At 69.7% G+C, this 21,246-nt stretch carries 21 protein-coding genes; 8 read left to right on the top strand and 13 right to left on the bottom strand.

What is annotated here, in order from left to right; translation table 11 throughout:
- Positions 1 to 26: 26 nt before the first annotated feature.
- From era to hemW, 10 genes are all read right to left on the bottom strand, one after another.
- Entirely contained in the window at positions 27 to 935 is a 909-nt protein-coding gene (gene era, locus ACFP3H_RS19710; protein ID WP_378608143.1) for a GTPase Era, read from the bottom strand.
- Entirely contained in the window at positions 928 to 1,263 is a 336-nt protein-coding gene (locus ACFP3H_RS19705) for a cytidine deaminase (RefSeq protein WP_378608141.1), read from the bottom strand. The genes era and ACFP3H_RS19705 overlap by 8 nt, the downstream gene beginning before the upstream one ends.
- On the bottom strand, positions 1,256 to 2,617 hold the full coding sequence (locus tag ACFP3H_RS19700; RefSeq protein WP_378608139.1) for a hemolysin family protein: 1,362 nt from the start codon (positions 2,615 to 2,617) through the stop codon (positions 1,256 to 1,258). Before ACFP3H_RS19700 ends, ACFP3H_RS19705 begins: the two co-directional genes overlap by 8 nt.
- Positions 2,614 to 3,162 carry an rRNA maturation RNase YbeY gene (gene ybeY, locus ACFP3H_RS19695; RefSeq protein ID WP_378608137.1) on the bottom strand — a complete coding sequence of 183 codons (549 nt, stop codon included), beginning with the start codon at positions 3,160 to 3,162 and terminating at the stop codon, positions 2,614 to 2,616. Before ybeY ends, ACFP3H_RS19700 begins: the two co-directional genes overlap by 4 nt.
- A gap of 107 nt (positions 3,163 to 3,269) precedes the next feature.
- Positions 3,270 to 4,349: a PhoH family protein gene (locus tag ACFP3H_RS19690; protein WP_465263768.1), complete on the bottom strand. Its 1,080-nt coding sequence runs from the start codon at positions 4,347 to 4,349 to the stop codon at positions 3,270 to 3,272.
- A 114-nt stretch (positions 4,350 to 4,463) separates the two neighbouring features.
- Positions 4,464 to 5,204 carry a 16S rRNA (uracil(1498)-N(3))-methyltransferase gene (locus tag ACFP3H_RS19685; RefSeq protein ID WP_378608133.1) on the bottom strand — a complete coding sequence of 247 codons (741 nt, stop codon included), beginning with the start codon at positions 5,202 to 5,204 and terminating at the stop codon, positions 4,464 to 4,466.
- A 4-nt stretch (positions 5,205 to 5,208) separates the two neighbouring features.
- Positions 5,209 to 6,363 (bottom strand): molecular chaperone DnaJ, encoded by a 1,155-nt coding sequence (gene dnaJ, locus ACFP3H_RS19680; RefSeq protein ID WP_378608131.1) that lies wholly within the window; start codon positions 6,361 to 6,363, stop codon positions 5,209 to 5,211.
- A 131-nt stretch (positions 6,364 to 6,494) separates the two neighbouring features.
- The gene (hrcA, locus tag ACFP3H_RS19675) at positions 6,495 to 7,529 is read right to left on the bottom strand and encodes a heat-inducible transcriptional repressor HrcA (protein WP_378608129.1); all 1,035 of its coding nucleotides are present in this window, start codon (positions 7,527 to 7,529) and stop codon (positions 6,495 to 6,497) included.
- A gap of 256 nt (positions 7,530 to 7,785) precedes the next feature.
- Positions 7,786 to 8,028 (bottom strand): hypothetical protein, encoded by a 243-nt coding sequence (locus tag ACFP3H_RS19670; RefSeq protein ID WP_067456243.1) that lies wholly within the window; start codon positions 8,026 to 8,028, stop codon positions 7,786 to 7,788.
- Positions 8,029 to 8,268: 240 nt separating this feature from the next.
- The gene (gene hemW / locus ACFP3H_RS19665) at positions 8,269 to 9,486 is read right to left on the bottom strand and encodes a radical SAM family heme chaperone HemW (RefSeq protein ID WP_378608419.1); all 1,218 of its coding nucleotides are present in this window, start codon (positions 9,484 to 9,486) and stop codon (positions 8,269 to 8,271) included.
- Between the two features lie 484 nt (positions 9,487 to 9,970).
- Here hemW and ACFP3H_RS19660 point away from each other — a divergent pair, with 484 nt between their 5' ends.
- The 5 genes from ACFP3H_RS19660 (at position 9,971) to ACFP3H_RS19640 (ending at position 15,643) form a co-directional block, all read left to right on the top strand.
- Positions 9,971 to 11,743, top strand: coding sequence for a nitrite/sulfite reductase (locus ACFP3H_RS19660; RefSeq protein ID WP_378608127.1), 1,773 nt, complete (start codon positions 9,971 to 9,973; stop codon positions 11,741 to 11,743).
- 20 nt (positions 11,744 to 11,763) lie between these two features.
- Complete coding sequence (locus ACFP3H_RS19655) at positions 11,764 to 12,483, top strand: phosphoadenylyl-sulfate reductase (RefSeq protein ID WP_378608125.1); 720 nt, start codon at positions 11,764 to 11,766, stop codon at positions 12,481 to 12,483.
- Complete coding sequence (gene cysD / locus ACFP3H_RS19650) at positions 12,480 to 13,433, top strand: sulfate adenylyltransferase subunit CysD (RefSeq protein ID WP_378608124.1); 954 nt, start codon at positions 12,480 to 12,482, stop codon at positions 13,431 to 13,433. Before ACFP3H_RS19655 ends, cysD begins: the two co-directional genes overlap by 4 nt.
- An 84-nt stretch (positions 13,434 to 13,517) precedes the next feature.
- A complete protein-coding gene (locus ACFP3H_RS19645) occupies positions 13,518 to 14,813 on the top strand; it encodes a sulfate adenylyltransferase subunit 1 (protein ID WP_378608122.1) in 1,296 nt (431 codons plus the stop codon).
- Positions 14,813 to 15,643 (top strand): sirohydrochlorin chelatase, encoded by an 831-nt coding sequence (locus ACFP3H_RS19640; RefSeq protein ID WP_378608120.1) that lies wholly within the window; start codon positions 14,813 to 14,815, stop codon positions 15,641 to 15,643. The genes ACFP3H_RS19645 and ACFP3H_RS19640 overlap by 1 nt, the downstream gene beginning before the upstream one ends.
- Positions 15,644 to 15,896: 253 nt before the next feature.
- On the opposite strand, the gene ACFP3H_RS19635 is transcribed toward ACFP3H_RS19640, so the two are convergent.
- A complete protein-coding gene (locus ACFP3H_RS19635) occupies positions 15,897 to 16,511 on the bottom strand; it encodes a TetR/AcrR family transcriptional regulator (RefSeq protein ID WP_378608118.1) in 615 nt (204 codons plus the stop codon).
- A 102-nt stretch (positions 16,512 to 16,613) separates the two neighbouring features.
- On the opposite strand from ACFP3H_RS19635, the gene ACFP3H_RS19630 reads away from it, so the two are divergent.
- Positions 16,614 to 18,026 (top strand): MFS transporter, encoded by a 1,413-nt coding sequence (locus tag ACFP3H_RS19630; RefSeq protein WP_378608116.1) that lies wholly within the window; start codon positions 16,614 to 16,616, stop codon positions 18,024 to 18,026.
- A 16-nt stretch (positions 18,027 to 18,042) separates the two neighbouring features.
- Entirely contained in the window at positions 18,043 to 18,735 is a 693-nt protein-coding gene (locus ACFP3H_RS19625; protein ID WP_378608114.1) for an SGNH/GDSL hydrolase family protein, read from the top strand.
- Positions 18,736 to 18,915: 180 nt separating this feature from the next.
- Here the strand turns inward: ACFP3H_RS19625 and ACFP3H_RS19620 are convergent, their stop codons facing one another.
- Complete coding sequence (locus ACFP3H_RS19620; RefSeq protein WP_378608112.1) at positions 18,916 to 19,854, bottom strand: helix-turn-helix transcriptional regulator; 939 nt, start codon at positions 19,852 to 19,854, stop codon at positions 18,916 to 18,918.
- Positions 19,855 to 19,946: 92 nt separating this feature from the next.
- Between ACFP3H_RS19620 and ACFP3H_RS19615 the strand changes: the two genes are divergently transcribed.
- Positions 19,947 to 20,345 carry a VOC family protein gene (locus tag ACFP3H_RS19615; protein WP_378608110.1) on the top strand — a complete coding sequence of 133 codons (399 nt, stop codon included), beginning with the start codon at positions 19,947 to 19,949 and terminating at the stop codon, positions 20,343 to 20,345.
- A 1-nt stretch (position 20,346) separates the two neighbouring features.
- On the opposite strand, the gene ACFP3H_RS19610 is transcribed toward ACFP3H_RS19615, so the two are convergent.
- Entirely contained in the window at positions 20,347 to 21,099 is a 753-nt protein-coding gene (locus tag ACFP3H_RS19610; protein WP_378608108.1) for an HAD family hydrolase, read from the bottom strand.
- Positions 21,100 to 21,246 lie beyond the last annotated feature (147 nt).

Below are 21,246 nucleotides of genomic sequence, written 5' to 3'. Positions count from 1 at the left end.
ACCCCGATCGACCGAGGATCAAACGGTCAAAAGCCCAGGCGCCCCAGCTGTTTGGGATCGCGCTGCCAATCCTTGGCGACCTTCACGTGCAGGTTCAGATAGATGCGGGTGCCGAGGATGTTCTCGATCTGCTTGCGGGCGTTGGTGCCGACCTCCTTGAGGCGGGCGCCGTTCTTGCCGATGATGATCGCCTTCTGACTCGGGCGCTCCACGTAGAGCAGCGCGTGCACCTCGAGCATGTCCTCGTTGGCCGCGTAGGGCTCGACGTCCTCGATGACCACGGCCAGCGAGTGCGGCAGCTCGTCGCGCACGCCCTCGAGGGCGGCCTCGCGGATCAGCTCGGCCATGAGGGTTTCCTCCGGCTCGTCGGTGATCTCGCCGTCGGGGTAGAACGCGGGGCCCTCGGGCAGCTGCGCGGCGATCAGATCGACGAGCACCTCGACCTGCTCGCCCTTCACGGCCGAGACCGGAATGACCTCGGACTCCGGGCCCAGCAGCTTCGACAGCGCCATCAGCTGGTGGGCGATCTCGTCGCGGCCCACCTTGTCGATCTTGGTGACCACGCCGAGGATCTTGGTCTTGGGCGCCATCATCCGGATCTGCTCGACGATCCAGCGGTCACCGGGGCCGATCTTCTCGTCGGCCGGAATGCACAGCGCGATCAGGTCGACCTCGGAGTAGGTGTCGCGGACCAGATCGTTGAGGCGCTGGCCGAGCAGGGTGCGCGGGCGGTGCAGACCGGGGGTGTCGACCAGGATGAGCTGGGCGTCCTCGCGGTGCACGATGCCGCGAATGGTGTGGCGGGTGGTCTGCGGGCGCGAGGAGGTGATCGCGATCTTGGTGCCGACCAGGGCGTTGGTCAGCGTCGACTTGCCGGTGTTGGGGCGGCCGACGAAACAGACGAAGCCGGAATGGAATTCCTTGCCGTCAGCCACGGTGCACCTCGCTGCGGACGGCGCCGGTGCGGTCGACGCGAATGACCGAGGCCGACGCGGAGACCTCGCGCACGGCGTCGATGCCCGCGTCGTCGGCGTCGCCACCGAGCACCACGGCGGCTTCGAAACCCTCGGCGCCGCTCGAGATCGCGGCGGCCACGGCGGCCTGCAGGGCGGTCAGGCGCAGGGTGGTCAGGGCTACCTCGCCCGCGGCGTAGGTGCGGCCGTCGGTGTCGCGCACGGCGGCGCCGCTCGCGCCGCCGGTGCGGCCCTGCGCGCCGCGCGCGAGCACCAGCAGTTTGTTGTCCTCGGGGTCGAGTTCACTCATGGTTGTCTCCGTTGTCGTCGGGCACGCGCACCTTGTCGGTGTCGGCGGTGGCCTCGTCGGTGGTGCCCTTGCGGGGCTTGTCGGTCTTCTTGTCGGCCTTGTCGGTGGCCGCGCGCACCAGCACGGTGTTGACCCGCATGCGGCCGCGCGCGTCGGCGCCGCCCTCCCCGCGCAACACCAAACCGTGGGCGGTCACCTTGGAACCGGGCAGGGGAACGCGGCCCAGTTCGTGGGCGAGCAGCCCGCCCACCGTGTCGACGTCGTCATCCTCGATGTCGAGGCCGTACAGCTCCCCCAGGTCCTCCACCGACAGGCGCGAGGACACCCGGAAGCGGCCGTCGCCGAGGTCTTCCACGGGCGGGGTCTCGTCGGTGTCGTACTCGTCGTTGATCTCGCCGACGATCTCCTCGAGCACGTCCTCGATGGTCACCAGCCCGGCGATGCCGCCGTATTCGTCGACGAGCAGGGCCATGTGGTTGCGGCGGCGCTGCATCTCGTCGAGCAGGGCGTCGAGCGGTTTGGAATCGGGGATGAAGACCGCGGGGCGCATGACATCGCGCACCGAGACCTTGCGGGCCCGATCGGCATAGGGCACAAGGTCTTTGAGGTAGACCACGCCGAGCACGTCGTCGACGTTCTCGCCGATCACCGGGATCCGGGAATGGCCGGAGCGCACAGCCAGCGACATCGCCTGGGCGGCGGTCTTGTCGTCCTCGATCCAGACCATCTCGGTGCGCGGCACCATCACCGCGCGGGCGGCGGTGTCGCCGAGTTCGAAGACCGACTGGATCATCCGGCGTTCGTCGTCGGCCACCACGCCGCGCTCGCGGGCCATGTCGACCACTTCGCGCAGCTCGATCTCGGAGGCGAAGGGGCCGTTGCGAAAGCCCTTACCGGGGGTGATGGCGTTGCCGAGCAGGATCAGCAGGCGACTCACCGGGCTCAGCACCGCGCCGATGATCTGCAACGGCACCGCGGCGGCCAGCGCGATCGAGTACGCGTGCTGGCGGCCCAGGGTTCGCGGGCCGACACCGATCACGACATAGGAGACGACGACCATCAGCGCGGCGGTGACCAGCAGCGCGACGGTCTCGGTCCACAAGTCCAGCGTCGCCGCCACCAGCAGCACGGTGGCGGTGATCTCGCACAGGATGCGCAGCAGGACAACGAGATTGATATAGCGGGGGCGGTCGTCGACGATCGCGCGCAGGCGCGCGGCTGCGGGTCGGTCCTCGCGGACCATGTCGTCGAGGCGGGCCGGGGACACCGTGTTCAGTGCCGAGTCCACCCCGGCGAACACCCCACCGATCCCGATCAACGCGATCGCCAGCGGGATGAGGGTCAGTGCGGTCACGCGGGGCCTTCACCGGGAGTGGTGAAACCTGCCTTGCCGAGTAGTCGGTCGTCACGCTCGGCCAGTTCGGCGCGGCGCTGCTCCTCGCGCAGGCTCTCGTACCACTCCTCGAGCAGCTGGGCCTGCAGCGCGAACATCTCCTTCTCCTCCTCCGGCTCGGCGTGGTCGTAGCCGAGCAGGTGGAGCACGCCGTGCACGGTGAGCAGGGCCAGCTCGTGATCGAGGGAGTGATCGGCCTTCTGCGCCTGACCCATCGCGAACTCCGGGCACAACACGATGTCGCCGAGCATGGACGGACCGGGCTCCGGGCTGTCGGGGCGACCGCCGGGCTCCAGCTCGTCCATCGGGAACGACATCACGTCGGTGGGGCCGGGCAGGTCCATCCAGCGCACGTGCAGGTCGGCCATGGTGTCGAGATCGACGAGCACCATCGACAGTTCGGCGGCCGGATGCACATCCATCCGACCGATCACGAAACGCGCGACGCTGACCAGGTCTTCTTCGGGAATGTCCATGCCCGATTCGTTGGCGATCTCGATGCTCACCTGTTCAGCCTACGGTCTGGGTCCGATGCCGCCGGGAGCGGCATCGGACCCACCGGTCGTGTCCGCCTCGATTCTGGACTGACCAGAGGGTGCGACGAAGGAGTGTGTCAGCCGCGTTTTCCTGCGGCCCTGCGCTGGGCGCGATTGCCGGGGTAGTGCGGGCCCGGGACCGCGCGGGTCTCTGACTCAGCCCGGTCGTAGGCGTCGACGATGTCGGAGACCAGCCGGTGACGGACCACATCGGCGCTGGTGAGCTCCGAGAAGTGGATGTCGTCGATGTCGGTGAGGATCTCCGCGGCCGCGCGCAGACCCGAGCGCTGCCCGTGGGGCAGGTCGACCTGCGAGATGTCACCGGTGACCACCATCCGCGAACCGAAGCCGAGGCGGGTGAGGAACATCTTCATCTGCTCGGCGGTGGTGTTCTGCGCCTCGTCGAGAATGATGAACGAGTCGTTGAGCGAACGGCCGCGCATGTACGCCAGCGGCGCGACCTCGATGACGCCCGAGGCCAGCAGCTTGGGGATGGCCTCGGGGTCCATCATGTCGTGCAGGGCGTCGTAGAGCGGGCGCAGGTACGGGTCGATCTTGTCGTTGAGCGTGCCGGGCAGGAAGCCGAGGCGCTCGCCGGCCTCGACCGCGGGCCTGGTCAGGATGATGCGGGTGACCTGCTTGGACTGCAGGGCCTGCACCGCCTTGGCCATGGCCAGATACGTCTTGCCGGTGCCCGCGGGGCCGATGCCGAACACGATGGTGTTGGCGTCGATCGCGTCGACATAGCGCTTCTGGTTCAGGGTCTTGGGGCGGATGATCTTGCCGCGGCGCGACAGGATGTCCAGGCTCAGCACCTCGGCGGGCGATTCGGACACGCCTTCGTCGGTGAGCATGGAGACGGTGTGCCGCACGGCCTCGGGGGTGATCACCCGGTTGCGCCCGGTCAGCGCCACGAGCTGTTCGATGACGCGCTCGGCCAGCGCCACATCGCCCGCCTTGCCGGTGATGGTGACCGTGCTGCCGCGCACGTGGATGTCGGCGGGCAGGAGCTCCTCGAGCTGACGCAGGTTCTGGTCAGCCGAGCCGAGGAAACCGAAAACCGACTCCGGGGCGAGCTCGATGCTGGAACGCACGGTGCGCGGCGCCGGTGCGGAGGCACCGGGACCGCCGGTTACTGGAGTGGTGGGATCGCCGATCTCGCCTGTGTTCTTCAAAAGTGGCTATAGCCTGCTTCCGGTCTCGACCTGGTGTTCGATGAGACCAGTTTACCGCCGAGCACTGACACCGCACAGTGGATAAAAATGCTCGTGCTACCAGCGCGGAGTCAGGGCTCCCAGGGCGCCGAACGCGACGGCGGCCGCGGTGGAGGTGCGCAGCACGGTCGGGCCGAGCACCACGATGTCGGCACCCGCCTCGGTCAGGGCCGCGAGTTCGCTGTCGTCGAGGCCGCCCTCGGGGCCGACGATCAGCACGACCTCACTCGCCGCGGACAGGGGCAGTTCGGTGAATTTGCCCGCCCCGGATTCGTGCAGGGCGGCGACCACCGCGCCGTCGGCTTTCGCCTGACGCACCAGTTCGACCAGGTCGCGAGTGCGATGCAGGCCCGCGATCTCGGGGATGTAGGCGCGCCGGGACTGCCGCGCCGCGGACTTGGCCGCCGCGCGCCACTTGTCGATTCCCTTGGCGGCCTTGGCTTCCCAGTTCGCGACACAGCGCGCGGCCTGCCAGGGGACGATCAGGTCCGCGCCCGCCTCGGTCATCAGCTCGACCGCCAACTCCGAGCGATCCGACTTGGGCAGCGCCTGCACCACGGTCACCGCCGGCGTGGGCGGGGCGGCGAGGCGCCGGTCGCGCACGGCCAGTTCGAGTCGATCCTTCTGGGCCGCGACGACCTCGGAGTCGGCGAGCACACCGTTGCCGTCGGACAGGGTGATCGGCTCGCCGACCTTGATCCGGCGCACGGTCGCGGCATGGCGACCCTCCGGGCCGTCGAGCACCGCGATCGAACCCGGTTCGGGGACCTCGTCGAGGTAGAAGACCGTCGCGGCCACGGGCTCAGCGTCCGCTGAACGACGCGCGCAGCCGGGCGAACAGGCCGCTGTTGTGCTCGGACTGGGTCGACATCACCTCGGCGCGATCCTTGTCGCGCATGCCCTTGAACTTGCGCAGCAGGTCGGTCTGCTTGCCGTCGAGCTTGCTCGGCACGACGATGTCGAGGTGGGCGAGCAGGTCGCCGCGCGCACCCGACCGCAGCCGGGGCATGCCGTGGGCGCGCAATTGCAGGACCTCGCCGGGCTGGGTGCCCGGGGCAACGGTGAGTTCGGTGGGCCCGTCGAGAATGGTGTCGACGACCACGGTGGTGCCCAGGATCGCGTCGACCATCGGCACCCGGATGGTGCAGTGCAGGTCGTCGCCGTCGCGCACGAAGGTGTCGTGGGGCTGCTCGACGACCTCGACGTAGAGGTCACCGGCGTGCCCGCCGCCGGGGCCGACCTCGCCCTGGGCGGCCAGGCGAACCCGCATGCCGCTGGCGACACCGGCCGGGATGGGCGCGGCGATCTCGCGCCGCGCGCGCACGCGACCGTCGCCGCCGCACTTGTGGCAGGGATCGGGAATGGTCTCGCCCGCGCCACGGCAGGTGGGGCACGGCCGGGAGGTGAGGACCTGGCCGAGGAACGAACGCTGCACCGACTGGACCTCGCCCGCGCCGTCACAGGTCTCACAGCGCACCGGCTTGGAGTTGCCGTTGGTGCCCGAGCCCACGCAGACATCGCACAGGATGGCGGTGTCGACGGTCAGGTGCTTGGTGACGCCGACCGCGCATTCGGCCAGGCTCAGCCGGGTGCGGATCAGCGAGTCGGCGCCGGGCTGCACGCGCCCGCGCGGCTTGCGCTGACCACCGCCCTGGCCGCTCATCCCGCCGAAGAACGCCTCGAAGACATCGCCGAGCCCGCCGAAACCGGCACCGCTGAATCCCGCGCCGCCGCCGCCGTTCTCGAGCGGGTCGCCGCCGAGGTCGACGATGCGCCGCTTCTCCGGGTCGGTCAGCACCTCGTAGGCGGTGGAGACTTCCTTGAAGCGGGCCTGGGCGACCTCGTCCGGGTTCACATCGGGGTGCAGTTCGCGGGCCAGCTTGCGGTAAGCGCGCTTGAGCTCCTGGTCGGTGGCGTTCTTGCCGACGCCGAGCAGTCCGTAGTAATCCCGTGCCACGTGAGTTCTCTAGTCCTTGGTCGGTGTGGGCCGGCGACAGCGCCGGGCGCATTCTTTAGTCGAATCCACTCAACTTTACCGGCCGAAGTATCGAACTTTACAGCCCGGCCGTGGTCGTTCGGGCGGCGAGGTCACCTTTCGGCGAGGACCTCGCCGATGTAGCGGGCGACCGTGGCCACCGAGGCCATCGTGCCCGGATAGTCCATCCGGGTGGGTCCGAGCACGCCCATGCCGCCCAGGACCGCGCCCGCCGCGCCGTAACCGGTGGACACCACCGAGGTGCCGCGCATCTGCTCGACCTGGGTCTCCTCGCCGATCTGCACCGTCACCTGTCCGGGCTGCTGCGCGGCGGCGAGCAATTTCAAGACGATGACCTGTTCCTCGAGCGCCTCGAGCACGGTGCGCAGGGAGCCGGGGAAGCCGAAGTCGGCGACATTGCGGGTGAGGTTGGCGGTGCCGCCGAGTACGAGACGTTCCTCGGGGTGCTCGACCAGCGTCTCGACCAGGACCGTGGAGACCCGGACGAGCACGTCACGGATCTTGGCCGGCGCACGTTCGGGCACGCCCGCCACCGAGGCGCTGGCCACCGAGAGCAGCTTGCCGTCCATCGCGCTGCCGAGCAGGCCGCGCACGGCGGCGAGGTCCTCGTCGGAGATCACCGCGCCCAGATCGACGATGCGCTGATCGACGCGGCCGGTGTCGGTGATCACCACCAGCAGCAGCCGGGCCGGGTTGAGCGCGACGACCTCGATGTGGCGCACGATCGAGGCCGAGACGGTGGGGTACTGCACGACGGCGACCTGGCGGGTGAGCTGGGCCAGCAGGCGCACGCCCCGGCGTAGTACGTCGTCGAGGTCGACGCCGGATTCGAGGAACTCCATGATCGCGCGCCGCTCGGCACCCGAGAGCGGCTTCACCTCGGCGATACGGTCGACGAACTCGCGATAGCCCTTGTCGGTGGGGATGCGGCCCGAGCTCGTGTGCGGCTGGGTGATGTAGCCCTCGGCCTCGAGCACGGCCATGTCGTTGCGGATGGTGGCGCTGGAGACGCCGAGGTTGTGCCGTTCCACGAGGGATTTGGAGCCGATGGGCTCCTTGGTGGCGACATAGTCCGCGACGATCGCTCGCAGGACCTCGAAACGCCGATCCTCGGTGCTCGACGCCATCGACCCCACCTCCTCGCTCGAACCGGACACGCCATGCGGACCGTTCGCACAGGGTCGCACGCTGACGCGCGCGGCGTCACCCTGTCCAGTCTAGTCGGCCGGGCCGACATCGCCGGATCGCGCGAGCGCTCGGCACCGGCGATCATCCGGCGCTGGGGGCGGTGAACAGTGATCGGCGACGCGAACCGACAGCGGTGTCAGCGAGTCGACCGGAGAGACGACAGCGGCCGCCCGAGCACGGGCGGCCGAGGTCGAGTCAGACGCGGGCGGCCGCGCCGCAGCGAGCGGCGGAGTCGGGTGCGCCTACCTGCTTGCCCGCGAGGGCATCGAGGCCGAGCATCGCCAGCAGCGAGGTGCAGTCTTCGGCGTCGTTGGAGTGCGAAGCGACCGTCCGCGCGGCGACCGCGCACTGACGAGCGTTCTCCGCCTTCTCAGCGGAGCGCGCCTCGGCGAATTCGCTCTGCTCGTGGACGAGGGTGATGTGCCGTTCGGTGGACATATAACTCCCTAGGATCGAGCCGAAGCTTACGCCCCTAATCGTTATCTTCCACCTCGAACCCGTCGAAAATGCCGTTCGCGCACCCCGCTCGCGCAGGGCTGTCACCAGGTGTGCATCAGTCTTCTACCCCACGATGACCGGGCGATCTTTGTTTCCGGTCCCAATCCCGAAACTGTCCGAAAATCAGATCACGAGGACATCACCGGCGCGCGATTCCGAGCGCGGTCGAAACGCTGTCGATCAGTCGAGCAGGTCACGCACGATGCCGTCGGCGAGCAGTCGGCCGCGGTCGGTCAGCACGAGCCGGTCGTCGGCGACGCGGGCGAGGCCGTCGGCGAGGACGCGGTCCAGGGCCCGCGACGCGCCGGGGGCGAGATCGGCCAGTGGCAGGCCGGTGCGCAGGCGCACGGTGAGCATGAGGTGTTCGGTGTAGCGCTCGTCGTCGGTGAGGGCCTCCCACCCGGCGGCGGGCAGGCCACCCAGTGCCACGCGGTCGGCGTAGCGGGCGGGGTGTTTGACGTTCCACCAGCGCACGCCACCGACGTGGCTGTGGGCGCCGGGGCCCGCGCCGAGCCAGTCGCCGCCGTCCCAGTAGCCGAGGTTGTGGCGGCAGCGGGCGTCGTCGTCGGCGGCCCAGTTCGACACCTCGTACCAGGACAGTCCGGCCTCGGCCAGCCGGCTGTCGATGCGTTCGTAGCGGGCGGCGAGCACGTCGTCGTCGGGGGCGGGCAGTTCACCGCGACGGACCTTGCGCGCCAACGCCGTTCCGTCCTCGACGATCAGCGAGTAGGCCGAGACGTGGTCGACTCCGGCGGCCAGCACCGCGTCCAGGCTCGCGTCGAGATCGGCGTCGGTCTCCCCGGGGGTGCCGTAGATCAGGTCGAGGTTCACGTGCCCGAACCCGGCGGCCCTCGCCTCCTTGGCGGCGGCGACCGCGCGGCCGGGGGTGTGGGTGCGGTCGAGCACCTTCAGCACGTGTTGCGCGGCGGACTGCATGCCCAGCGACACCCGGGTGTAGCCGGCCGCGCGGATGCGGTCGAAGAACTCCGGCGAGGTCGACTCCGGGTTCGATTCGGTGGTCACCTCGGCGTCGGCGGCCAGGGTGAAGTTCGCGCGCACGGCGTCGAGGACCGAGGCCAGGCCGTCGCCGCCGAGCAGCGAGGGGGTGCCGCCGCCGACGAAGATCGTCGAGACCTCGGGCGTGGAACTGGGCAGTGCGCCGAATTCGGTCGCGGCGGTCGCGAGTTCCCCGCGCAGCGCCTCGAGCCAGGACTGCGGCGAGGCCGAGGTGCCGAGTTCGCCCGCGGTGTAGGTGTTGAAGTCGCAGTATCCGCAGCGCGTGGCGCAGAACGGCACGTGCACGTACACCCCGAACGCGCCGCCGCCGAAATCGCGCAGCACCGGCCGATCGGCGTCGGCCGGACTCACGCCGGGGGCCCCGGAAGCAGCGCTGGTAATCACCCCTCCAGTCTGCCGGGTCCCGGCGCGCCGCCCCGCGGCGGTCGTGGTTCGCGGACCCGCGCCGATCGACCGGCTCACGCGACCCGCCCCGGTGTGGCGCGGCGCACACCCGTGGCGATCGCGGCATCACGAGCCACCGCGCGCCGGGCCCTATGACGCCGGTCACAGGATGGTACGACCGTCCAGGGGATTTCCCTAGAAACTGCGGGAAATATCTCCTTGCGGTCGGAGCGACCCGGCTGACATGGCACAATAGGACGCATGCACGCAACCGGAGTACGTCTCGTGGCCCGTCGCCACGTCGACTTCCTGCGTGTCTGTAGCGCCTGTTGTCGGCCCGGTTCTCACCGGTAGCGCAGCGGCTCCACGCCCGGGTATCCCCCGGTGCCATCGACTTTCATCGGCCCGCTGACTCCCTGACGCGAGCCAGCCCCTCGCGCCTTCAGCACGTGTCCCATCACCCCGCAGGAGCGACCCCACCATGACGTCGAGCACCGACGCCGGTTCGACCGAGCAAGCCGGCGCGCAGCGGCCGACCGCCAAGCGCCCCGTTCGGCCCACCGGCGATGCCCCGGTCGCGCCGCGCGCCCGTACCGGCAAGCCCGTGCGCCGCCGTTCCGAGGGCCAGTGGGCCCTCGGCTACCGCGAACCGCTGAACCCGAACGAACAGTCCAAGAAGGACGACAACCCGCTCAACGTGCGCGCGCGCATCGAGAACATCTATGCCAAGGGCGGCTTCGACTCGATCGACAAGGCCGACCTGCGTGGCCGTTTCCGCTGGTGGGGTCTCTACACCCAGCGTGAAGAGGGCTACGACGGCACCTACACCGACGACGACAACATCGACCTGCTCGAAGCCAAGTACTTCATGATGCGGGTCCGCTGCGACGCGGGCGCCCTCAGCGCCGCCCAGCTGCGCACCATCGGCGCCATCTCCACCGAGTTCGGCCGCGACACCGCCGACCTGTCCGATCGCGAGAACGTCCAGTACCACTGGATCGAGGTCGAGAACGTCCCGGAGATCTGGCGTCGGCTCGAGTCGGTCGGCCTGCACACCACCGAGGCGTGCGGCGACTGCCCGCGCGTGGTGCTGGGTTCGCCGCTGGCCGGGGAGTCGCTCGACGAGATCATCGACCCCACCTGGGCGATCGACGAGATCGTCAAGCGCTACATCGGCAAGAAGGAATACTCCAACCTGCCCCGCAAGTTCAAGACCGCGATCTCGGGCCAGCAGGACGTGGTGCACGAGATCAACGACATCGCCTTCGTCGGCGTCAACCATCCCGAGCACGGCCCCGGCCTCGACCTGTGGGTCGGCGGCGGTCTGTCCACCAACCCGATGCTGGCCCAGCGTGTGGGCGCGTTCGTGCCGCTCGACGAGGTGCCGGATGTGTGGGAGGCGGTCGTCTCGCTCTACCGCGACTACGGGTACCGCCGCCTGCGCACCAAGGCCCGCCTGAAGTTCCTGATCAAGGACTGGGGCATCGAGAAGTTCCGCCAGGTGCTCGAGGACGAGTACTTGAAGCGCAAGCTGATCGACGGCCCCGCACCGGAGCAGCCGGCCAAGCCCATCGACCACGTCGGTGTGCAGAAGCTGCGCAACGGGCTGAACTCCGTGGGCTTCTCCCCCATCGCCGGTCGCGTCTCGGGCACCATCTTGAGCAAGGTCGCCGACGCCGCCGAGAAGTACGGCTCCGATCGCATCCGCTTCACCCCGTACCAGAAGCTGATCATCCTCGACATCGCCGACGACCAGGTCGACGCGCTGATCGACGAGCTGGAGCCGCTCGGCCTGCAGGCCCGGCCGTCGATCTGGCGACGAAACCTGCTCGCGTGCAGCGGGATCGAGTTCTGCAAACTCTCCTTCGTCGAGACCCGCAAGCGCTCGCAGGTGCTCGCGCCCGAACTCGAGCAGCGCCTGGCCGACATCAACGCCGAACTCGACGTGCCGATCACCATCAACATCAACGGCTGCCCGAACTCGTGCGGCCGGTCCCAGATCGCCGACATCGGCTTCAAGGGCCAGCTCGTCGACGACGGCACCGGCACGCAGGTGGAGGGCTTCCAGGTGCACCTGGGCGGCAGCCTCGGCCTGGACAGCGCGTTCGGCCGCAAGCTGCGCCAGCACAAGGTGACCAGCGTCGAACTCGGCGACTACATCGAGCGCGTGGTGCGCAACTTCGTCAAGAACCGGGAATCAGGGGAACGCTTCGCGGTGTGGGCTGTACGCGCCGACGAAGCCGACCTGCGATAGGCGATGAGGAGATCCCCACTGTGACAACGAATCTCGCGGCGAAACTGGCCGAAGACGAACTGCGCGCGCTCGCCGAGCAGGGCGCGGCCGAACTCGGCCCCGACGCCTCGCCCGCCGAGTTGATCGCCTGGACCGACCGGGTGTTCGGCAACGGCTACATCGTCGCCTCGAACATGCAGGACGGTGTGCTGGTGCACCTCGCGGCGCAGACCCGCCCCGGCGTGGACGTGCTGTTCCTCGACACCGGCTACCACTTCGCCGAGACCATCGGCACCCGCGACGCGGTCGAGGCCGTGTACGGGGTCAACGTTGTCAACGTGGCGCCCGAGGCCGGTGTCGCCGAGCAGGACGCACTGCTGGGCAAGGATCTGTTCGCCCGCGACGCCGCCGAATGCTGCCGGTTGCGCAAGGTCGTCCCGCTGAAGAAGTCGCTGAGCGGCTACAACGCGTGGATCACCGGCATCCGCCGGGTGGAGGCGCCCACCCGCGCCAACGCACCGCTGATCTCGTTCGACGAAGCCTTCGGCCTGGTGAAGATCAACCCGATCGCACCGTGGTCCGACGACGAGATGCAGGCCTACATCGAGGCCAACGGCATCCTCGTCAATCCGCTGGTGGAAGAGGGTTATCCGTCCATCGGGTGCGCGCCGTGCACGCGCAAGCCCGAGCCGGGATCCGATCCGCGCAGCGGGCGCTGGGCCGGTATCGCCAAGACCGAATGCGGGTTACACCAATCATGACTATCACCGGGAGTGAGCCTGTGAGTACCAACACCACCGAACGCGAACTCGGCCTGTCCGAGTTCGACACCCTCGCGGCGCTGGAATCCGAGGCGATCCACATCTTCCGTGAGGTCGCGGGCGAATTCGAGCGTCCGGTGATCCTGTTCTCCGGCGGCAAGGACTCCACCGTCCTGCTGCACCTGGCGCTCAAGGCCTTCTGGCCCGCGCCGCTGCCGTTCACGCTGCTGCACGTGGACACCGGCCACAACCTCGACGAGGTGCTCGAGTTCCGCGACAAGGTCGTGGAGCGCTACGGCCTTCGCCTGCACGTGGCCTCGGTCGAGGAGTACCTGGCCGACGGTCGCCTGACCGAGCGTCCCGACGGCATCCGCAACCCGTTGCAGACCGTGCCGCTGCTCGACGCCATCACCGAGCACCGCTTCGACGCGGTCTTCGGCGGCGGCCGTCGCGACGAGGAACGTTCGCGCGCCAAGGAGCGAATCTTCTCGCTGCGCAACGCCTTCGGCCAGTGGGATCCCAAGCGTCAGCGCCCCGAGCTGTGGAACCTCTACAACGGCAAGCACGCCGCCGGTGAGCACGTGCGGGTGTTCCCGCTGAGCAACTGGACCGAGCTCGACATCTGGCGCTACATCGCCCGCGAGGACATCGACCTGGCGTCGATCTACTACGCGCACGAGCGTCCGGTGTACTCGCGCGACGGCATGTGGATGACGCCCGGCGTGTGGGGCGGGCCGAACGAGAACGAGGTGCTCGAGACCCGTTCGGTGCGCTACCGCACCGTCGGCGACGGTTCCACCACCGGCGCCATCATCTCCGACGCCGCCGACAACCAGGCCATCCTGGCCGAGGTCGCGGCGTCCCGACTTACTGAGCGTGGCGCCACTCGCGGCGACGACCGTGTCTCGGAAGCCGCCATGGAAGACCGCAAGCGAGAGGGTTATTTCTGATATGTCCGACCTATTGAGGCTGGCCACCGCCGGTTCTGTCGACGACCATGGTTACAGCCACGTTGGTCGGACGGGGGCAGAACAGTGAGCGACCTACTTCGCCTGGCCACCGCCGGTTCTGTCGACGACGGCAAGTCCACCTTGGTCGGACGGCTGCTCTACGACACGAAGTCCGTGCTGGCCGATCAGATCGACGCCGTCACCCGCGCCTCGGTCGACCGTGGACTGTCCACGCCCGACCTGTCGCTGCTCGTCGACGGCCTGCGCGCCGAACGTGAGCAGGGCATCACCATCGACGTGGCCTACCGCTACTTCGCCACGCCGAAGCGCTCTTTCGTGCTCGCCGATACCCCGGGGCACGTGCAGTACACGCGCAACACGGTCTCGGGCGCGTCCACCGCGCAGCTGGTGATCCTGCTGACCGACGCGCGCAAGGGCGTCATCGAGCAGACCCGTCGCCACGCCGCGGTGCTCGCGCTGCTCGGGGTGCCGCGCCTGGTGCTCGCGGTGAACAAGATCGACCTGGTCGACAATCCGGCCGAGGTGTTCGCCGAGATCTCCGCGGAGTTCAACGAGCTCACCTCGAAGCTGGGCTGGGCCACCGAGGACGTCATCGAGATCCCGGTCTCGGCGCTGCACGGCGACAATATCGCCAGCCGCTCCGAGAACACCCCGTACTACGACGGCCCCTCGCTGATCGAGCACCTGGAATCGGTTCCGGTGGACGCGGATTCGACCGGCACCCACGCGCTGGGCCTGCGTTTCCCGGTCCAGTACGTGATCCGTCCGCGCACCGCCGAGTACCCCGACTACCGGGGCTACGCGGGTCAGATCGCGGCCGGTTCGGTCTCCCCCGGTGACGAGATCGTGGTGCTGCCCTCGGGCAAGAAGACCACCGTCGAACGCATCGACACCCCCGACGGCGAGCTGGCCGTGGCGCAGGTCGGGCGCAGCGTGACGCTGATCCTGGCCGACGAGGTCGACATCTCGCGCGGTGACATCATCGCCTCGGCGCACGACGCGCCGGAGCCGATCGACACCTTCGACGCCACGGTCTGCTGGCTGGGCGACAAGGCCCTGCGCCCCGGCGCGCGGCTGCTGCTCAAGCACGGCGCCAAGACCACCCAGGCGATCGTCGGCGCGCTCGTGGAGCGATTCGACGAGCAGACCCTGACGGCGGTGCCGAGCCCGGAGACGTTGGAGCTCAACGACATCGGTCGCGTGTCGCTGCGCCTGGCCGAACCGATCCCGGCCGACGACTACCGCACCAACCGCCACACCGGGTCGTTCCTGCTGATCGACCCCGCCGGCGGCAACACCCTCGCCGCTGGCCTGGTCGGCGACGTGCTGACCTCGGTCGAGGTCGGCACCCCGGCCTGATGTACCGCCTGCTCGCCCCGTCGCGTGGTGCCCCCGTGGTGCCGCGCGACGGCGGCGGGCCCGCGCTGATCGCCGTCGCCCACGGCAGCCGCGATCCGCGTTCGGCCACGACGATGGCGGCCGTGGTGGCGCGGGTGGCCGCCGCCCGGCCCGACATCGCCGTCCGGCTCGCCTTCCTCGATCTCAACGAGCCCGCGCTCGCGGACGTGGTCGACGACCTCGCCACCGCGGGCCACACCGAGGTCATCGTCGTTCCCCTGTTGCTGGGCAACGCTTTTCACGCCCGAGTCGACCTACCCGCCCTGCTCACGGCGGCCGCGCACCACCACCCCCGCTTACGGCTCACCCAAGCACCGGTCCTCGGCCCCGATCCCCTACTCCTCTCGGCCCTCGCCGACCGTGTCGCGGCGGTGTGCCCGATGCCCGCGCCCTGCGGCACCCTGCCACTGAGCGTGGTGCCGTCGACCGGTTCGCCGGAGTCGTTCGGGATCGCCGTGGCTGCTGTCGGTTCGCGTGATGCTGCCGCTAATCGGCGGAGCGCGGTGGTGGCGCGACGGCTGGCGGATCTGACCGGGTGCCCGACCGAAATCTGTTTCGCGACAGTCGAACCCGGTGTCGAGTGGGCCGTCGAACGATTGCGGGCGCGTGGTGCCGAGCGGATCGCGGTGGCGCCGTGGTTCCTGGCGCCGGGGCTGCTGACCGATCGGCTGGTCGCCGCCGCGCCGGGGGTTGTTCACGCGGAGGTGATCGGGGCGCATCCCGCACTGGTCTCGGTGATCTGGGCCCGTTACGACGGCGCCGTCACCACCGATCTCGAACTCTCCGCCTGATCCCACTCGCGCGGCGCGCACCCGACTCGCGTCCGCCGTTCACCCTCACCGCTCGCTTCAGCCACGCACGACACCCATTCAGCACTTGACGGGCGGCGGGTCGTCAACTCCCATCCGCCCACCGGTCGGTCGGCGATCACGCGAGCCACGTCCGCCCAGGCCGAATCGTGGCGGGTGTCTACGCCTGCGCGCCCAACAGTCGGTCGATGCTCGCACGAGCCTCGTCCACCCGGGCAAAATCCTGGCGGGCCGACTACGCCTGCACGCCCAGTAGTCGGTCGGCGATCGCGCGGGCCATGTTCACCCGGGCCGAATCACCGGTCTGGCGGGCGATATTGGCGGCGCTCACGATCGCGTCGAGTTCGAAGACCAGCAGGTCGGGGTCGGTGTCGGGGAGTTCGCCCATGGCCCTGGCCTTGCGGACCTCGTCGGCGAGGAAGGTGAACCACTCGTCGTGGTCGGCCACCACGGCGTCGTGGACGGGGCCCGACTTGCTGCTGAACTCGGACAGGGTGGCCACGCGGAAGCAGCCGCCGGGGAACGGGGGGTTGTCGATGTGGGCGAACCAGCGCTCGACCAGGTCGCGGACGCGGGCGGCGCCGCGGGGCGTGCGCAGGCTCGGGGCGATGACGCGGTCGACGAAGGTCTCGCGCGCGGACTGCACGGCGGCGAGCTGCAGGGCCTCCTTGGTGCCGAACAGGGTGGCGATGCCGCTCTTGCTGATGCCGAGGTCGGCGGCCAGGCGCCCGATGCTCAGCCCGTCGAGGCCCTCGACAGAGGCGAGTTCGGCCGCGCGGCGGGCGATGGTGGCCCGAGCGCGGGCGCCCTTGGCCAGGCGCTGGTCGGTGGGTTCCGTCAGCTCGGTCATGGGAGTCATTGTTCCACCACGGGGTTGCGAAGGCGAACGATCGGTCGTACTTTAATTTACGAACGATCGTACGTTCTTATTTCTTCTCCCGAAGGATTCCGCATGACCGACGTGTCAGCTCGGCCCGACGATCCCCCCGCCACCACCCCCGCCGACGCCGCGGGCCGCACCCTGGCGGTCGCCGCGGGCGCGGCCTTCATCGCCTTCCTCGACCTCTCGGTCGTCAATATCGCGTTCCCGACCATCGCCCAGAGCTATCCCGACACCGCCACCGGCACCCTCACCTGGATCGTCAGCGGGTACGCGATCGCCTTCGCCGCCCTGCTCACCCCGGCCGGGCGCCTGGCCGACGTACTCGGCCGTCGCCGACTGTTCGCGCTGGCCCTGGCCGGATTCGCGGTCACCTCGCTGCTGTGCGGGTTCGCACCCGACGCGGCATGGCTCATCGCCGGGCGCGTGCTGCAAGGCGTGGCGGCGGCGTTCATGGTTCCGGCGGCGCTCGGTCTCGTCCTCGAAGCCACGCCGCGCGAGAAGATCGGCGCCGCGATCGGCGCGTGGTCGGCGGCGGGCGGGTTCGCGGCGGTGGTCGGGCCCGCGCTGGGCGGCGCGCTGGTGGAGGTGTTCGGTTGGCGCGCGATCTTCCTGATCAATGTGCCGATCGCGCTGGTCCTGATCATCCCGGGGCTGAAGCTGCCCGGAGGCGCGAAGACCGCCGCGCGCACCAGCGCGCTGCCCGACCCGCTCGGCACACTGTCCATCGCGATCGGGCTGGGGGCGATCGTGGCGGGGGTCACCGAGGGCGGGTCGTGGGGCTGGACCGCGCCCGGCACGCTCGTCGCCCTGATCGGCGGCGTGGCGCTGACGGTGTTCGCGCTGGTTCGCTCACGCCACCACGCCAGTCCCGCCGTCGCGGTATCACTGTGGCGCACCAGGCAATTCGCGCTCGCCAACGCGGGCTCGTTCCTGTTCGGCGCGTCGATGTTCGCGTGGTTGTTGGCCGGACCGTTGTTCCTCAACGCGATCTGGCAGTACTCGGTGCTCGAGTCGGCGGCGGCGCTGACCGTCGGCGCGGTGGCCTCGATGGTGACCGCCGTGCTCACCGGGCGGATCACCTCGCCGAACGGGATGCGATGGATCGGTGTGCTCGGCGGGCTGATGGCCGCGGCCTCGCAGGGGTGGATGGCGACCGACGCGTTCGGACCCGATCCGGCCCTGTGGTCGGCGTGGGTGCCTGCCGGGCTGCTCGGCGGCGGCGGGATCGGGATCGTGGTCACCGTGCTCGGCACCGCCGCGGCGAGTTCGGTTCCGCCGCAACAGTTCGCGGCCGGGATCGGCATGAACCTGACCGCCCGCCAGGTGGGTGGCGCGCTCGGCGTCGCGCTGCTGGCCGCCATCTTCGCCGGCGCCGACACCGCACTGAGCGGATTCCACCTCGTCTTCGGCGTCTGCGGCGCGATCAGCCTCGCCGTCGCCCTACTGCTCGCGTGGCCGGCACCGGCCCGTCCGACCAACTGAACCCAAGGAGTACGACATGTCTTCCAGCACACCACTTTCCGTGCGGTACCCGGTCGAGGCCGAGGATCCGTTGGTGCTCGCGCCCGAACAGGTCGGCGCCCTGCTCGCGGGCGCGCCGTGGCAGCGGTTCGCGGTCCTCGGCGACTCGCTCGCCGCCGGAACCGGCGACCCGAGCCCCGGATACGCGCCGCTCGGCTGGGCCGACCGGCTGGCGGCGGACCTGCGCGCGGTGAATCCCGCACTGGCCTACCGCAATACGGGACGAATCGGCGCGACCACCGCGCAGGTGATCGAACACCAACTGGCCGAGATCGTGGACTTCGCACCGGATCTCGTCCACGTGAGCTGCGGCGGCAACGACCTGTTCACCGGTGGGGATATCGCGGGAGTGCACGCCAACCTCTCGACAATCCTGCGCGCCCTGGCCGCCACCGGCGCACAGCTGTCGGTGTTCACGGTGGCCGATGTGTGGAGCACCGAGCGGATGGCGCCGATGCGCCCCATGCGGGCGCAGATGATCGCACTCAACGAGGTGACGCGCGCCGTGGCTGTCGAGTTCGACGCGGTCCTCACCGAATTCTGGAATCACCCGGTGCAAACACGGCCGAACCTGATGAGCGCGGACCTGATCCACTTCACCACGAGTGGACAGGCGGTCGTAGCCAGCGAGACGGTGAAGACGCTGTCGGCGCGCATTGCCGGGTCGTAGCGCCTTCGCCGTGGGCAGGTGTGCCGCTGCGACGGCACTGCCCACGCGGATCGCGAGGTCGTAGCACCTCCACCACAAGCAGGCCGCAACCGCCGCGAAGGTACAGCCAGCGCTGATCGCGGGGTCGTAGCGCTTCGCCCTTGGCGTCGGGGCGCGGCCTGCGGGAGTCGGGCGTGGTGTTCAGCTGTTGTCGCGGACGAGTTCGGTGCCGAGTGCCACCAGGGCGGCTCTGACCTCGGCGGGGCCGAGCACCTCGAGGTCGGCGCCCCAGCCCGCCAACTGCCGGGCGACCATCTTCGTGGTGTCGGCGGTGATGCGGGCGCGCACCCGGCCATCGGGGGCGGGACCGAGGAGGGTGCAGTGGCGGCCCTGCTGGTCGGCCAGGACGGGGGCCAGTTCGGGGGAGACGAGGACTGTCGCGGCGACGGCGGCGCGGCGGTCCTCCACCCGCTCGACGATCTCCGACCACTCCGCCTGGAGGTCGAAATCCGCAGGGCGGTCGGCTGTTTCGTCGAGAATCGTGACCTCCTCGATGCGGTCGAGGCGGAAGGTTCGGCGGCCGGCGGTGGTGCCCGCGATGAGGTACCAGATCGTTTCCTTCTCGACCAGGCCCCACGGGTCGATCGTGCGGACGGTGCGCTCACCTTTGCGCAGGTAGGCGATGCGAACGCGGCGACGATCGACTACCGCGCGGCGCAGCGAGTCGAGGACGGCGGGGGCCTGTGGGTCGGGGCGACCCCAGCGAGCCGGGTCGACAACCACCGCGGCAGCCGCGGCGGCCGCGTCCTCGCGGAAGGTGTGCGGCAGGGCCCGAACCAGTTTGCGCAGCGCGGATTTCAGCTCCGGCGCGGCGTGGGCGGCGGGTCCGGCGAGCAGGAACAAGGCCCTGGTCTCCCCGGCCGTGAGCCCGGACAGGTCGGTGCGGGCGCCGCCGATCAGCGACCATCCGCCGCCGCGACCCGACTGCGGGTACACCGGGATGCCCGCGGCCGACAGGGCCTCGAGATCGCGCCGGGCCGTCGCCACGGAGACCTCGAGTTCGGCGGCGACCTCGGCGGCGGTCACCCGACCGCGCGCCTGCATCAACAGCAGGGTGGCTACCAATCTGTCCGCTCGCATACTCGACCATTCTGCCGAACAAAGTGCTCATTCGGTGAGCACTTTGCCTGGCAAAGTCATCGATAACGAAGCGACGACCGAATGGAGCAGACATGTTGCGCGGAATGGCCACCACCACCTACTACGCCGACGACCTCACCGCCGCCAAGGACTGGTACAGCGAATTCCTCGGCACGGCACCGTATTACGAGGTACCGGGCGGCTACTACGAATTCCGGCTCGGGCCGTTGCAGGCCGAACTGGGAATCATCAATCGCGCCTACGCGCCGTCGGGCGCGCACAACGCACCCGGTGGAGGCGGGCTGGTGTTCTGGCAGGTCGACGACCTCGCCGCCACCTTCGCCCGACTGCTCGAGCTCGGCGCCACCGAGTACGAGCCGATCACCGAGCGCGGGGACGGGGCCGGGTTCGCGACCGCGGCGGTGCTCGACCCGTTCGGCAATGTACTCGGGATCATGAGCAACCCGCACTATGTGGCGATGGCGGGCTGACTCAGAACCAACGTTCGAGGACGGTGGCGACACCGTCCTCGCTGACGTGGCCGGTCACCTCGTCGGCCAGGGCGATCACATCCGGGGGCGAGCCGGACATGGCCACCGAATGGCCTGCCCAGCGCAGCATTTCGCGGTCGTTGAAGCCGTCGCCGATGGCGAGGGTGGCCTCCGGTTCGACCCCGAGCAGCAGCCGGAGTTGTTCCAGCGCCCAGCCTTTGGAGACACCGCGACGCGAAACCGTGAGCCAGGGACCGTATTCGCCGTGCACCCAGGACGCCTCGGGAACATCGAAGGTCTCGAGCAGGCGCAGCATCTCCTCCGGGGTGCCCGCGGGCCACCAGCCGTTGAGACGCGGGGTCGGCTGACTGCTGAGTTGGCGGTGATCGACGAGCCGGAAGTCGCCGATCGAGTACTCCCCCGGCCCGTGCCCGGTCGCCCAGGTGCCGATCCCCACCCGCTCGGCGGCGAAGATCATCTCCGGGAACAGGGTGCGCAAGGCCAGCACCGCCGGACCCGGATCGAACGACTGCACCGCCACCGGCTCGCCCCGCGCCACATCGATGTGCACCGCGCCGTTGGAACACAGCGCGTGCCCGTCGGCCAACCCCAACTCGCGCAGCACCGGTCGCGTGGTGAGCACCGTGCGCCCGGTCGTCACGACCACATGCGCCCCCGCCCGCACCGCTGCGGCCACCGCCCCCGCGACCCGCGCGCTGATCTGCGACCCCGTAGCCAACAGGGTCCCATCCACATCGAGCGCAATCAGTTTCGGCGCTCCCCCATCTGATCCCACCCACCCATTGTGCCCGCCCCCACCTCCCCCCACCTCCCATTTTCCCCACCCACCCGCACACCCCCGCCGAACCCACCTCGCCCCGAACGACACTGCGCACCGAAG

The organism is Nocardia lasii (genome assembly GCF_042658545.1).
GTDB lineage: Bacteria > Actinomycetota > Actinomycetes > Mycobacteriales > Mycobacteriaceae > Nocardia > Nocardia lasii.
Note: the sequence above shows the minus strand (reverse complement) of the source record. Positions and strands in the feature narration are given on the sequence as shown.